This window comes from Rhodococcus sp. Z6_132, assembly GCF_058133635.1.
This window is the reverse complement of the sequence record NZ_JBYUNP010000003.1, coordinates 764,564-777,977: the sequence shown is the minus strand read 5'-3', so window position 1 is coordinate 777,977 and position 13,414 is coordinate 764,564. Positions and strand designations below refer to the sequence as shown.

Annotated in this window: 12 protein-coding genes; 1 reads left to right on the top strand and 11 read right to left on the bottom strand. The window is 72.2% G+C overall.

Going from position 1 to position 13,414, the window contains the following annotated elements; all coding sequences use genetic code 11:
• Position 1: 1 nt before the first annotated feature.
• The 3 genes from AC3YO9_RS16845 to AC3YO9_RS16835 are packed head-to-tail and all read right to left on the bottom strand — an operon-like array spanning position 2 to position 3,210.
• Entirely contained in the window at positions 2-931 is a 930-nt protein-coding gene (locus AC3YO9_RS16845; protein WP_489983975.1) for an RluA family pseudouridine synthase, read from the bottom strand.
• Entirely contained in the window at positions 924-1,655 is a 732-nt protein-coding gene (lspA, locus tag AC3YO9_RS16840) for a signal peptidase II (protein WP_489983974.1), read from the bottom strand. Before lspA ends, AC3YO9_RS16845 begins: the two co-directional genes overlap by 8 nt.
• Before the next feature lie 16 nt (positions 1,656-1,671).
• Positions 1,672-3,210: a potassium/proton antiporter gene (locus tag AC3YO9_RS16835; RefSeq protein WP_489983973.1), complete on the bottom strand. Its 1,539-nt coding sequence runs from the start codon at positions 3,208-3,210 to the stop codon at positions 1,672-1,674.
• Positions 3,211-3,289: 79 nt separating this feature from the next.
• On the opposite strand from AC3YO9_RS16835, the gene AC3YO9_RS16830 reads away from it, so the two are divergent.
• Entirely contained in the window at positions 3,290-4,213 is a 924-nt protein-coding gene (locus AC3YO9_RS16830) for a hypothetical protein (protein ID WP_489983972.1), read from the top strand.
• 107 nt (positions 4,214-4,320) lie between these two features.
• Here the strand turns inward: AC3YO9_RS16830 and ileS are convergent, their stop codons facing one another.
• The 8 genes from ileS to ftsZ all read right to left on the bottom strand — a co-directional run bounded on the left by ileS (position 4,321) and on the right by ftsZ (position 13,402).
• Complete coding sequence (gene ileS, locus AC3YO9_RS16825) at positions 4,321-7,437, bottom strand: isoleucine--tRNA ligase (protein ID WP_489983971.1); 3,117 nt, start codon at positions 7,435-7,437, stop codon at positions 4,321-4,323.
• A gap of 243 nt (positions 7,438-7,680) precedes the next feature.
• A complete protein-coding gene (locus tag AC3YO9_RS16820; RefSeq protein WP_489983970.1) occupies positions 7,681-8,496 on the bottom strand; it encodes a hypothetical protein in 816 nt (271 codons plus the stop codon).
• Positions 8,497-8,509: 13 nt separating this feature from the next.
• Positions 8,510-9,535, bottom strand: a complete 1,026-nt coding sequence (gene wag31, locus AC3YO9_RS16815; protein WP_489983969.1) for a DivIVA-like cell division protein Wag31 — start codon at positions 9,533-9,535, stop codon at positions 8,510-8,512.
• A 75-nt stretch (positions 9,536-9,610) separates the two neighbouring features.
• Positions 9,611-9,901, bottom strand: coding sequence for a YggT family protein (locus AC3YO9_RS16810; RefSeq protein ID WP_127782504.1), 291 nt, complete (start codon positions 9,899-9,901; stop codon positions 9,611-9,613).
• 79 nt (positions 9,902-9,980) lie between these two features.
• Positions 9,981-10,583: a cell division protein SepF gene (locus AC3YO9_RS16805; protein ID WP_489983968.1), complete on the bottom strand. Its 603-nt coding sequence runs from the start codon at positions 10,581-10,583 to the stop codon at positions 9,981-9,983.
• 88 nt (positions 10,584-10,671) lie between these two features.
• On the bottom strand, positions 10,672-11,430 hold the full coding sequence (locus AC3YO9_RS16800) for a YggS family pyridoxal phosphate-dependent enzyme (protein WP_489983967.1): 759 nt from the start codon (positions 11,428-11,430) through the stop codon (positions 10,672-10,674).
• Positions 11,427-12,140 carry a peptidoglycan editing factor PgeF gene (gene pgeF, locus AC3YO9_RS16795; RefSeq protein WP_489984095.1) on the bottom strand — a complete coding sequence of 238 codons (714 nt, stop codon included), beginning with the start codon at positions 12,138-12,140 and terminating at the stop codon, positions 11,427-11,429. Before pgeF ends, AC3YO9_RS16800 begins: the two co-directional genes overlap by 4 nt.
• Positions 12,141-12,154: 14 nt before the next feature.
• On the bottom strand, positions 12,155-13,402 hold the full coding sequence (ftsZ, locus tag AC3YO9_RS16790) for a cell division protein FtsZ (protein WP_127782501.1): 1,248 nt from the start codon (positions 13,400-13,402) through the stop codon (positions 12,155-12,157).
• Positions 13,403-13,414 lie beyond the last annotated feature (12 nt).

The following is a 13,414-nucleotide window of genomic DNA, read 5'->3' as shown; positions in this document are numbered from 1 at the left end:
CTCAGGCGCTGGCGCGCAGCAGGTCCAGGGCGTGCTGCAGGTCGTCGGGGTACTCGCTGGTCACCTGCACCCAGTGGCCGTCCACCGGGTGGGCGAAGCCCAGCGAGTGCGCGTGCAACCACTGCCGGGTGAGGCCCAGGCGGGCGGAGAGGGTGGGGTCGGCGCCGTAGGTGATGTCGCCGCAGCAAGGGTGGCGCAGCGAGGCGAAGTGCACCCGGATCTGGTGGGTGCGCCCGGTTTCCAGGTGCACGTCCAGCAGGCTCGCGGACGGGAACGCCTCGACGGTGTCGTAGTGGGTGACGCTCTCCTTGCCGTCGGCGATCACCGCGAAGCGCCAGTCGTGCTTGGGGTGGCGGCCAATGGGCGCGTCGATGGTGCCGCTGCTCGGGTCGGGGTGGCCCTGCACCACCGCGTGGTAGCGCTTGTCCACGGTGCGCTCCTTGAACGCCCGCTTGAGCACCGTGTAGGCGTGCTCGGAGGCGGCCACCACCATGACGCCGGAGGTGCCCACGTCCAGGCGGTGCACGATGCCCTGCCGCTCGGCCGCACCGGAGGTGGCGATGCGGTAGCCGGCGGCCACCAGCCCGCTGATCACGGTGGGTCCGGTCCAGCCGGGGCTGGGGTGCGCGGCCACGCCCACCGGCTTGTCCACCACGATGATGTCGTCGTCGGAGTGCAGCACGGTGAGCCCGTCCACCGGCTCGGCGTGCGGGATCGGCTCCCGCTCGGGCTCGGGCAGGGTCACCTCCAGCCAGGAGCCGGAGACCAGCCGGTCGGACTTGCCCGCGGGGCTGCCGTCCAGGGTCACGGCGCCGGCGGCGGTCAGGGTGGCCACGGTGGTGCGGGAGAAGCCGAGCAGCCGGGCCAGGCCGGCGTCCACACGCAACCCGTCCAGGCCGTCGGGCACGGGCATGGAGCGGGTCTCAGCCACGGGTGGAGCCATTCTCGTCGGTGTCAGGATCGATATCGGTCGTCGTGTCGCCAGAGCTGGTGTCGCTCGGCTTGGTGTCGTCGGCCTTGGTGTCGCCGGCCTGGGTGTCACTGGGCTTGCTGTCGCTGGCCTGGCTGTCGCCGGCCTTGCTGTCGCTGACGCGGGTCCCGTCCGGCTCGCGGCCCAGCACCGCCATCAGCACCAGCAGGGCACCACCGACGACGATGCAGGAGTCGGCCAGGTTGAACACCGGCCAGTACTCCCCTCGGTCGGAGAACACCGACACGAAGTCCACGACGTGGCCCTGCAGCACCCCCGGCGCCCGGAACAGGCGGTCGATCAGGTTGCCCAGCGCGCCACCGAGGATCAGCCCCAGCCCCCAGGCCCAGCCCGTCGAGCGCAGCCGGCGCGCCATCCGGATGATGACCACCACCACGATCGCGGCCACGATGGTGAGCAGCCAGGTCATGCCGGTGGCCAGGGAGAACGCCGCACCGGGGTTGCGGACCAGCACCAGGTACACCGATCCGCCGAGCAGCCGCACCGGCCGGCCCGGTTCCACGTTGGCCACCACCGCGATCTTGGAGGCCAGGTCGCCGAGCACGATCAGTGCCGCCACCGTCACCAGCAGGCCGATGCGCTTGCGGCCCGCCGCCACCGGCGGCTCGGCAGACTTCTCGTCCACGGCCGGGGGACTTTCCTTCGCGCTCACAGCGCCCATCATCCCCGATGCCCGCGCACTACCCGGTCACACCCCGCCAGCGGGCCAGGCGTCCACCTGCGTCGACGGCGCGGATGCGCTGCTCGGTGGCCTCCCGCACGTCCGACGTGGCCACCACCAGCACCTGGTCGCCGCGGCGCAGCCGGGTGCCCGGCTCGGGGGTGAACGCCTCCCCGTCGCGCACGATGAGGCTCACCGAGGAGCCCTTGGGCAGCCGCAGCTCGCCCAGGTACACCCCGTGCAGCTTGGACCCGGGCGGGATCTGCACCTGCATCAGGTCCGCACCCATGGCCTCCAGGGGCGCGGCGTCGATGGAGATCTCCTGCAGCTCGCCGGTGACGGTCACCTTGAGCCACTTGGCCACCCAGGGCAGCGACCAACCCTGCACCAGGGTGAACACCACCACCAGCACGAACACCACGTCCACCAGCCGCTCGGCCCCGGGCACCCCGTTGACCAGCGGGATGGTGGCCAGCACGATCGGCACCGCCCCGCGCAGCCCGGCGAAGGCCAGGAAGCCCTGTTCTCGCCACGGCACCCGCAGCGGCCAGGCCGCGGCCAGCACCGACAGCGGCCGAGCCAGCACCAGCAGCACCAGGCCGATGAGCAGCGCGTCGCCGACGGCGCTGGGCAGCCGGCTGGGGTCGACGTAGAGGCCGAGCAGCACGAACACGCCGATCTGGGCCAGCCAGCCGGTGCCCTCGGCGAAGGAGCGGGTGGCACCACGGTGGGGCAGGTTGGTGTTGCCCAGCACCAGCGCGCAGACGTAGGCAGCCAGCAGCCCCGACGTGTGGGCGGTCTGCCCGGCCGCGAAGCTGAGCACGCAGAAGGCGATGGCGGCGAGCGGGTAGAGGCCGGTGGAGGGCAGCGCGATGCGGCGCAGCACCCAGGCAGCGGCGAAGCCCAGCGCGGCCCCCACCCCCGCACCGCCCGCCAGCTCGAAGACCACCGTCAGCGGGAAGTACCAGGGAATGGTCTGGGTGCTGGCCAGCAGCGACACCGCGATCACCACGGGTGCGTCGTTGAGGCCGGACTCCAGCTCCAGGGCACCCACCAGCCGGCGGCGCACGGCCAGGTTGCGCAGCACGCTGAACACCGCGGCCGCGTCGGTGGAGGACAACACCGCACCCCACAGCAGGGCGATCCGCCAGTCCAGGCCCAGCAGGTAGTGCACCGCCACACCCACCACGCCGATGCTCACCGCCACGGCCACGGTGGACAGCGCCACCCCGAGGCCGAGGTTGGGGCGCACCGACTTCCACCGCGTGCTCAGCCCGCCCTCGGTGAGGATCAGCACCAGCGCCGCGATGCCGAGCTCCTCGGTGAGCACCGCGTTGGAGAACTCCACGCCGAGCCCGTCGGTGCCGATCAGCAGACCGATGCCCAGGAACAGCAGCAGCGCGGGCATGCCCACCCGGGAGGACGCCTGCACCCCGAGGATTCCCACCAGCAGCACCAGTGCACCTGCGCCGAGGAGGTACTCCAGGTGCACGCGGATACCGCCCTCGGGTCCGGGGATCACACAATTTGTCGTTATTATCCCTGCCGCAGCGGTCATTCGTCCAAATTGAGGTGCCGACACGGCGTACCGCGGTGCACTGCCCGACCCGGCAGCGACGGTCACTACCGTGGGTCGGGTGAGCACTCCCCGCACGGCCCTCGTCGCTGTCCTCGCCTGCCTGAGCCTGCTGACGGCCTGCTCCTCCTCGTCCAGCCCGCCCGCGCCCAGCAGCAGCGCGGCGCCGGCCACCAGCGAGGTAGCCGTCCCGGTGCCCGGGGTGTCGGTGACGGTGCGCAACCCGGGCGCCGAGCCGCGCGCCACCCTCACCACCCGCACCACCGACCAGACCCGCCAGCAGGTGTCCATGACCGCCACCTCGTCGGTGGTGCAGACCGTGGGTGACAGCGAGCCCCTGGACCAGACCGTCCCCGACGTCACCCTCCCCCTGGAGGTCAGCCAGCAGGGCCCGGCCGACGCCACCCACACGCTGCTGCTGCGCAACGGCACCCCGACCTCCCCCGACGCCACCCTGGCCGCCACCCTGGCCAAGGCCGCGGGCAGCACCTCCAAGCTGGAGGTGGGCACCGACAACGCGCCGAAGCAGCTGGTGCTCGACCCACCGGCGGAGCTGGACGACGCGGGGCGCTCGGCCCTGGAGCAGGCCCTGCGCCAGCTCACCCAGTTCATGCCGGTGCTGCCCACCACGCCGGTGGGGCCGGGCGCAGTGTGGACGGTGAGCCTGCAGGTCAACAGCCTGGGTCTGCTGCTGCGCCAGGACACCACGTTCACCCTGCAGCAGGTGAACGGCTCGGTGCTCACCCTCGGGGTGGAGCTCGCCCAGGTGCCGACGTCGCCGGCGTGGCAGCTGCCCGACGGGCAGGGCACCCTGGACATCACCTCCTACCAGGTGGGCGGCACCGGCTCGCTGACGATGGACCTGGCCAAGCCGCTGCCCACGGCCGGCACGGTGCGGCTCGCCGGTGACCAGGTGTTCACCCGGGCCACCGACAACCTCAAGCTCGGCCAGCGGGTGGACAGCAGCGTGAGCTGGCAGAGCTGACCTGCAGCTCGGCGACGACCGCCGCCGCCGGCGAGGTGTCTGGGGCACGACCGCGCTGGGGGTGGCCTGGTCGGCGCAGCTGGCGCCGCGCCGACCAGGCCTGACCGCTACCGGGCCGCCAGCTCCAGCCGGGCCCGCACCCGGTCACCGAGGTCCACGCCCTCGGCCAGCTCGTCCACCAGCTCCAGCTCCACGGCCAGCACCTCGGCCGCGATCAGGTCGCGGTGGCGCTGCGCCCACTCGCGCCGGCCGGCAGGCACCGCCAGCTGCAACCGAATGCGGTCGGAGACGGCGAAGTCGGCGGTCCGGCGGGCCTCCTGCAGCTCGCGCACCCGGTCCTTGGCCCAGCCCTCGGCCTCCAGCTCCTCGGTGACGTTGGTGTCCAGCACCACCAGCCCCTCCCCGCCGGGCAGCGCCGCGGTCGAGCTGGGCTCCACGGCCACCAGCCGGTCGGTGTACTCCCCCGGCAGCAGCTCCACGCCGCCGGCGAGCACGGTGCCGTCGGCGCGCTGGGTCCAGTCACCGGCCTTCACCGCCTTGATGACCTGCTGCACCTGCTTGCCGATGCGCGGGCCGGCCGCGCGGGCGTTGACCACCAGCTCGAAGCGGCCGTGCTGCTCCACGTCGCTGCTCAGCTGCACGTCCTTGACGTTGACCTCCTCGGCCACCAGGTCGGTGTAGGGCGCCAGCCGGGCGGAGTCCTTGGCCGCCACGGTCACCGAGGGCAGCGGCAGACGCACCCGCAGCTTGTTGGCCTTGCGCAGGCTGAGCACCGTGGAGCACACCGCGCGGACCTCGTCCATGGCCGCCACCAGGTCGGGGTCGGCGGGCAGCTCGGTCTCGGTGGGCCAGTCGGTGAGGTGCACCGAGCGCTCACCGGTGAGGCCGCGCCAGATCACCTCGGTCATCAGCGGCAGCAGCGGCGCGGCGAGGCGGCAGACCACCTCCAGCACCGTGTGCAAGGTGTCCACCGCGTCGGTGTCACCGGCCCAGAACCGCGGCCGGGAGCGGCGCACGTACCAGTTGGTGAGCGCGTCGCAGAAGCCGCGCAGCTCCTCGCAGGCACCGGCGATGTCGTTGGCGTCCAGCGCCGCGGTCATCTCGGTGCGGCAGGCCGCCAGCTTGGCCAGCACGTAGCGGTCCAGCACGTGCGGGGAGGTGGTCCGCCAGGTGCCCGGCTTCTCCGCGTACAGCTGCAGGAAGCTCCAGGCGTTCCACAGCGGCAGCAGCGCCTGGCGCACCCCCTCGCGGATGCCCTGCTCGGTGACCACCAGGTTGCCGCCGCGCAGCACCGGGGAGGCCATCAGGAACCACCGCATGGCGTCGGAGCCGTCCCGGTCGAACACCTCCCGGACGTCGGGGTAGTTGCTCTTGGACTTGCTCATCTTGGCGCCGTCGTCGCCCAGCACGATGCCGTGGGCGAGCACGGCGCGGAAGGCCGGCCGGTCGAAGAGCGCGGTGGCCAGCACGTGCAGCGTGTAGAACCAGCCGCGGGTCTGGCCGCTGTACTCCACGATGAAGTCGCCCGGGTAGTGGCTCTCGAACCACTCGCGGTTGTCGAACGGGTAGTGCACCTGCGCGAAGGGCATGGAGCCGGACTCGAACCAGCAGTCCAGCACCTCCGGCACCCGGCGCATCATCGAGCGGCCCGTGGGGTCGTCGGGGTTGGGCCGGGTGAGCTGGTCGATGTGCGGGCGGTGCAGGTCGGCCGGGCGCACGCCGAAGTCGCGCTCCAGCTCGTCCAGGGAGCCGTAGACGTCGGTGCGCGGGTAGGTGGGATCGTCGGAGACCCACACCGGGATGGGGCTGCCCCAGTAGCGGTTGCGGCTGATGGCCCAGTCGCGGGCGCCCTCCAGCCACTTGCCGAACTGGCCGTCGCGGATGTGCTCGGGCGTCCAGCTGATCTGCTGGTTCAGCTCCACCATGCGGTCGCGGATCTCGGTGACGGCCACGAACCAGGACGACACCGCCTTGTAGATCAGCGGGCTGTCGCAGCGCCAGCAGTGCGGGTACGGGTGGTCGTAGGTCTCCTGGCGCAGCAGCCGGCCAGCCGCCTTGAGGTGGCGGATGATCGGGGTGTTGGCCTCGAACACCTGCAGGCCCTCGTACGGGGGCACCTCGGCGGTGAAGCGGCCGCGGGAGTCCACCGGGACCACCGGCGTGATGCCGGCGGCGTCGGTGACCACCTTGTCCTCCTCACCGAAGGCCGGGGCGATGTGCACGATGCCGGTGCCGTCGGTGGTGGTGACGTAGTCCGCGGACAGGATGCGGTGGGCGTTGTCCTCGCCGGCGAAGAAGTCGAACGGCGGCTCGTAGGCCAGGCCGAGCAGCTCGGTGCCGGGGTGCTCGGAGAGCACCTCGGGGTCCTCGCCCAGCTCGCGGGCGTAGGCGCCCAGGCGCTCCTTGGCCAGCACGTAGCGCTGCCCGTCCACGGCCACCTGCACGTAGGTGATCTCCGGGTTGACCGCCATCGCCAGGTTGGACGGCAGCGTCCACGGCGTGGTGGTCCACACCAGGGCGCTGGCCCCCTCCAGCGGCGAGCCCGGGGCGTGCAGCGGCATGGCCACGGTGACGGCGGGGTCCTGGCGCTGCCGGTAGACGTCGTCCATCTTGGTCTCGGTGGCGCTGAGCGGGGTCTCGCAGCGCCAGCAGTAGGCCAGCACCCGGAAGCCCTCGTAGACCAGGCCCTTGTCCCACAGCGACTTGAACGCCCACATCACCGACTCCATGTAGTCGGTGTCGAGGGTCTTGTAGTCGTTGTCGAAGTCCACCCAGCGGGCCTGCCGGGTGACGTAGGCCCGCCAGTCCTCGGTGTACTGCAGGACGGAGGTGCGGCAGGCGTCGTTAAAGACGTCGATGCCCAGCTTCTCGATCTCGGACTTGTGGGTGATGCCGAGCTGCTTCTCCACGTGGATCTCGGCGGGCATGCCGTGGCAGTCCCAGCCGAAGCGGCGGTCCACTCGCCGGCCCCGCATGGTCTGGTAGCGCGGGACCACGTCCTTGACGTAGCCGGTGAGCAGGTGGCCGTAGTGCGGCAGGCCGTTGGCGAAGGGCGGGCCGTCGTAGAAGACGTAGTCCTCGGCACCGTCGCGCTGGGCGATGGAGGCGCGGAAGGTGTCGTCGACGTCCCACTCGGCCAGCACGCGCTGCTCGAGCTGCGGAAAGCTGGGGCCCGTGCCGGGCTCGCGGTCGCCTGCGGCCAGGTCCACCTTGGGGTAGGTCACCGGTGTGTGCTCCTCGTGCCGTCGCGGCACGGGGACGACACCAGCGCACTGTGCGCTCCTGCCGCGGTACCACCCCGCTTGTGCCCCGGAAAATCCCGGTGACACCACTCGTTGCAGGCTGTGACGGGCCTACCCGTCCGGTTCTACTGGGCCCACGCTGCGGGCTGTTCTTCCGGAGGCTCCCCGGTGATGGCCGGATCAACGCCTGACGTGCGTGCGGCCCTGGTGAGGGCCAGCTTGATTCTAGCGCTCGCGGGCCTGGGCGGCGAGCACCCGGGAGGGAGCGCAGCGGGCGCAGCCGGTGAAGCCCAGCTCCATCGCCTCGGCGACCGGCAGGCCCAGCGTGGGCTGGTCCCGCAGCCACAAGCAGGAACCCAGGTGGAAGCGCGGGTGCTCGTCGATCACCAGCACCTCCTCGCGCAGGCCGCCGACCACCAGGATGTCCGCGGCGTCCACGTCCTCCTCGTCGGGCTCGCGGTCGGTGCGCAGGTCGGCGTCGGCCTGCAGGTCGGCGGCAGTCACAGCCGGCTGCACCGCGGTCGCGCCCAGCAGTGCCTCCGCGGCGGCGTCCTTCTCCCGCTGCTCAGCCTGCACGGCGGCGCGGTCCCGGGCCTGCTTCGCCCGGGCGGCCGCCGCCACGCGGGCCTCCTCGTCGCGTGCCGCCCGCTCTTGCTTGGCCGCGGTGCGCCGGGCACGCCAGCCGGCCTTGGTCTCCGCCGGCTCCTCGTTCGCGTGCTCCGCAGGCACCGCCGCCACCGCGGTGGTGGGAGCGTCGTCGGCGGGCGGCTCGGCCACCGGGGTGGTCGCCGTGCTGGCCTGGGCGGGCGTGCTGGTCTGGGCGGTGCTGGTGCGGGTGACGGTCGGCTGGTCAGCCGCCACAGCGGTCGCCGCGGTCTCGACGCTCGCCCGGTTGCGCCGGACGGTGTCCACCAGCAGCACGATGGCGGCCACGCCGCAGGCGACGATGCAGCCCCAGGCCCACCCGGTGTTCTCCGTCAGGAAGGAGATGACCAGGAAGATGCAACCGACGAGGACGCTCCCCAGCGCCAGGATCAGCACGTCAGCTCAGAGCTCAGCTGTCCTGGACGGCACGCGCGCTGTTCGCGCCGGCCTGCACGGTCGAGGACTCCCATCCACGACGACGACCACCGGACTCGGTGTTCTCGCCCTGCGTGAGCTCGGACAGCTGGCCCTCGATGTAGGCGCGCAGCCGGGTGCGGTACTCGCGCTCGAACGTCGTGAGCTCCTCGATGCTGCTCTCCAGGCTGGCGCGCTTGGCCGTGATCGACCCGAGCATCTCGTCGTGCTTGCGCTCGGCGTCGGTGCGCAGCGCGTCGGCCTTCTCCTTGGCCTGGCGCTGCATCGTCTCGGAGCGGGTGCGGGCGTCGGTGAGCATGGACTCCGACTTGCTGCGCGCCTCGGTCACCATCTGCTCGGACTTGCTCTTGGCGTCGGCCAGCAGCTGCGCAGAGCGGGTCTTGGCCTCGGTGAGCATCTGCTCGGACTTGCCGCGGGCACCGGTGAGCAGCTCGTCGGACTCCGCCTTGGCCTCGGCAGTGAGCCGGTCGGCCATCTCCTGGGCCAGGCCGAGGATCTTCGCCGCACGCAGGTGGTGGTCGGACGGGTCGCTGCCGGCGGGCGCAGCGGACGTGGCCACGGCGTTCGTGGGTGCGTCGTTCTTGGGGGCGTCGCTCTTGGGGGCGTCGCTCTTGGGCGCCTCGCTCTGGGGGGCCTGCGCCTTGACGGTGTCCACCTTGGCCGGCGCCTGGGCCGGGGTGACCGTCGCGGGCACCACGGGAGCGGTGGCGGTGGCGGCCTGGGTCACTCCGTTGCCTGCGCCGGCACCGTTGGGCACACCAGCCGCGCCGGAGCTGTTGCCGGCCTGGGCACCGTCGCTCTTCGCGGAGCCGCCGAGGCTGCGAACCTGCTCGGCGTCCTGCAGCCGCTGCTTGAGGTCGTTGTTCTCCTCCAGCAGCCGGGCGAGCTCCTGCTCGACCATGTCGAGGAAGGCGTCGACCTCGTCCTCGTTGTAGCCACGCTTGCCAATCGGCGGCTTGCTGAACGCGACATTGTGTACGTCAGCGGGAGTCAGCGGCATCGAACGATCACCTCAGGCATTCCTCAGCGGTCCATCACGGGTGGAGCAAGGTCCAGAACTGTGCCGCGCGTGGGCTCACGGGCCAACCTGCGCGCCCACTACCTGCATCAGTATGCCCACGCCGAACAGCAGAACCATAATCGATATGTCCAGCCGCACGGCACCCAGCGGAATCGTCGGGATGACCTTGCGCAGCAAGCGCACTGGTGGATCGGTGACGGTGAAGACCGCCTCTAGCACCACGGCGACCACCCCGCGCGGGTGCCAGTCCCGCGCGAGCGAGCGAATCACCTCCACCACGATCCTGGCGATGAGCAGCAGCCAGAACGTGAAGAGGAGGTAGTAGAGGACGGTCAGCACAGCCACGTCCCCACTGTGCCTGATGTCGGGGTCACCGAGCCACCCGCAAGGGCGGGGCCGGCGACGTCAGCAGCGTTGGTCGTCATCAGGAGTGGTTGTAGAAGCCGTTCTCCACGATGTGACGCTTCACCTCGGCGGAGACGTCGACGTTGGAGGGCGACAGCAGGAACACCTTGTTGGTGACCTTGTCGATGGAGCCGCGCATGGCGAAGGCCAGCCCGGCCGCGAAGTCCACCAGGCGCTTGGCGTCGGAGTCGCTCATCTCGGTGAGGTTCATGATCACCGGGATGCCCTCGCGGTAGCGCTCACCGATGGTGCGCGCCTCGTTGTAGCTGCTGGGGTTGAGGGTGGTGATCTTGGCCAGCGGGTTGCCCCCCTCGGCCAGGGAGTCGCTGCGCTGCGCGCTCGCGGCACGGTCGTCCATGGCCAGTGCACCGCGGGTGGCACCGGTGGCCGCGGCGCTGGGGCGGCGCGCGCTCAGCGGCTCCAGGCGCGGGCGGGAGCGGGGTGCCTCCACCGCGGGCTCGTAGGCGGCCGAGTCGTAGCCGGCCGGCTCCTCGGCGCCCCGGCGCGAGCTGCCGGAGAACGCGGGGTCGTGCTCGGCGTAGCCGTCGGCGTAACCCTCCTCGTCGTAGTCCTCGCTTGGCACCATGCCGAAGTAAGCCTTGAACTTGTGCAGGGAGCTCATGAGAGGGACCTTCCGTGAGGGTGGATCGTGTGCCCGGGGTAGTGGGCGGGCACGAGAATCAGGTGCGTCGTGTGCAGGTGCATCGTGATCAGGTTGAGATTATCGGCCGCGCGCCCAGCAGGGCCGTACCGACACGCACGCAGGTGGAGCCGTGACGCACAGCCGCCTCCAGGTCGTGGGACATGCCGGTGGAGAGCTGGTCGGCGGACGGGTGCTGCTGCCGGACGGCCTCGGCGAGCTCGGCCGTGGTGGCGAACGCGGTGTCGGGGTCGGCCTCCTGGGGAGCGACGGCCATCAGGCCCCGCAGCCGCAGGTGCTCGGCCGTGGCGGCGCGCTCGACCAGCTCGGGCAGGTCCTCGCGGGGGCAGCCACCGCGGGTGGGGTCGCCGTCCAGGCTCACCTGCACCAGCACCTCCAGCGGCGTGCTGCGCTCCCCCGCACTCGCGGCGTTGCCCGTGGCGCGGTCCAGCGCGGCCAGCAGCCGGGGACTGTCCACCGTCTCCACCCGGTGCGCCCAGCGGGCCACCGAGCGGGTCTTGTTGCGCTGCAGCCGGCCGATGACGTGCCAGCGGACCGGCACGTCCGGCCGCAGCTGGGCCAGCTCAGCCACCTTGGGGGTGGCTTCCTGCTCGCGGGCCTCGCCCAGGCTCCGGCAGCCCAGGTCCACCAGGTGGGCGGCGTCGGTGGCGGGGAAGGTCTTGGTGACGGCCAGCAGCTCGACCGCGGCCCCGTCCCGTCCCGCAGCACGGCAGGCGTCGCGGACACGTCCGCGCACCGCAGCCAGGGCGCTGGCGATCTCGGCGGCGCGACCGGCTCCGCGGTCACCCTCCGCTCTCGGCTCGGTCACCGCGCCACGTCCTCGCTCCAGATGACGCCGGCCAGCCGCCCGGTGGGGGCGCCGCGGCGGTGGCTGAACAGCTCCGCCGACTCCATGGTGCACCGCTGGTCCACCGCCACCCCGGCCACACCGTGCTCCAGCAGGGACCGCCGCAGCCCGGCGCGGATGTCCAGACCCGGCGTGCCTGCGCGAGTTCGGCTGGCGCTGCCCGGCAGGTGCGCCTCCACGTCGTCGCGCATGTGGGCGGGCACCTCGTAGCACTGCCCGCAGGCGGCCGGGCCCAGCAGCGCGGTGATCCGCTCGGTCACCGCACCCGCCGAGCGCATGGCCGCCAGGGTGGCGGCGACGATGTCGATGCGGGCACCGACGCGCCCGGCGTGCACCGCCGCGATCACCCCGGCGGTGTCGTCGGACAGCAGCACCGGGGTGCAGTCGGCCGCGAGCACCACCAGCGCCAGGTTGCGCACGGCCGTCACCACGCCGTCGGTGGCGGGCAGCGGGTGAGCCTGCGGACCGTCCACGACGGTGACGGTGCGCCCGTGCACCTGCTCCATCCAGACCAGCCGGTCGTCGGCCAGGCCGATGCCCTCGGCCAGCCGGTGCCGGTTGGCGGCCACCGCGGCCGGGTCGTCGCCGACGTGGTCACCGAGGTTGAAGGAGGCGTACGGGCCGACCGAGCTGCCACCGGCTCGCGTGGTGACCACCCGGCGCACCCGCAGCGGCGCCGACGGACTCACCGCCGCATGAAGGGAGGAACGTCCACCTCGTCGTCGCCGTCGTCCTCGACGGGGACGGTGCGACCGCCGCCGAAGCCGCTGGCCGGACGCTGGCCCGGGCGCGGCGGAAGGCCGCCGGGACCGTTCTGCACCGGTCCGCGACCGGCCTCGCCCGTGGCACCCGCGCGCGGGTACTCCTGGCGACCGGCGTCGAAGGCGCTGGCCCGGGTGGGCGGCAGGCCCTGCGCGGACTGGCCGGTGTTGCCGGTGGAGTTGCGCGGTGCGACGGCGGTGGGCTCCAGCGACTTGCGCACCGGGCCGGACCCGTCGAAGCCGGCGGCGATCACGGTCACCCGGACCTCGTCACCGAGGGAGTCGTCGATGACCGTCCCGAAGATGATGTTGGCGTCGACGTGGGCGGCCTCCTGCACCAGGGTGGCGGCCTCGTTGATCTCGAACAGGCCGAGGTCGGAGCCACCGGCGATGGACAGCAGCACGCCGTGCGCACCCTCCATGGAGGCCTCGAGCAGCGGCGAGTTGATGGCGGTCTGGGCGGCCTGCACGGCGCGCCCGTCCCCGCGGGCGGAGCCGATGCCCATCAGGGCGCTGCCCGCGCCGGACATGACGCTCTTGACGTCGGCGAAGTCGACGTTGATCAGGCCCGGGGTGGTGATCAGGTCGGTGATGCCCTGCACACCGTTGAGCAGCACCTCGTCGGCGGAGCGGAACGCGTCCATCAGGCTGACGGCGGCGTCGCCGAGCTGCAGCAGCCGGTCGTTGGGGATGACGATGAGGGTGTCGCAGGACTCGCGCAGGCCGGCGATGCCGTCCTCGGCCTGGCCGCCACGGCGCTTGCCCTCGAAGGAGAACGGGCGGGTGACCACACCGATGGTCAGCGCGCCCAGCTTGCGGGCGATGCTGGCGACCACGGGAGCACCACCGGTGCCGGTGCCGCCACCCTCGCCGGCGGTCACGAAGACCATGTCGGCCCCCTTGAGGACCTCCTCGATCTCGTCCTTGTGGTCCTCGGCGGCGCGACGGCCGACCTCCGGGTCGGCGCCGGCGCCGAGACCGCGGGTGAGCTCACGGCCGACGTCGAGCTTGACGTCGGCGTCGCTCATCAGCAGCGCCTGGGCGTCGGTGTTGATGGCGATGAACTCCACGCCCTTGAGGCCGACGTCGATCATCCGGTTGACCGCGTTGACACCGCCGCCGCCGATGCCGACGACCTTGATTACGGCGAGGTAGTTGTGCGGAGGCGTCATGGGTGGGTCCTC

Excerpts from the sequence above, each read along its gene's own strand:
- wag31 (WP_489983969.1), bottom strand. The coding sequence starts at position 9,535 with ATGCCGCTGACTCCCGCTGACGTACACAATGTCGCGTTCAGCAAGCCG.
- lspA (WP_489983974.1), bottom strand. The coding sequence starts at position 1,655 with ATGATGGGCGCTGTGAGCGCGAAGGAAAGTCCCCCGGCCGTGGACGAG.
- ftsZ (WP_127782501.1), bottom strand. The coding sequence starts at position 13,402 with ATGACGCCTCCGCACAACTACCTCGCCGTAATCAAGGTCGTCGGCATC.
- AC3YO9_RS16805 (WP_489983968.1), bottom strand. The coding sequence starts at position 10,583 with ATGAGCTCCCTGCACAAGTTCAAGGCTTACTTCGGCATGGTGCCAAGC.
- AC3YO9_RS16835 (WP_489983973.1), bottom strand. The coding sequence starts at position 3,210 with ATGACCGCTGCGGCAGGGATAATAACGACAAATTGTGTGATCCCCGGA.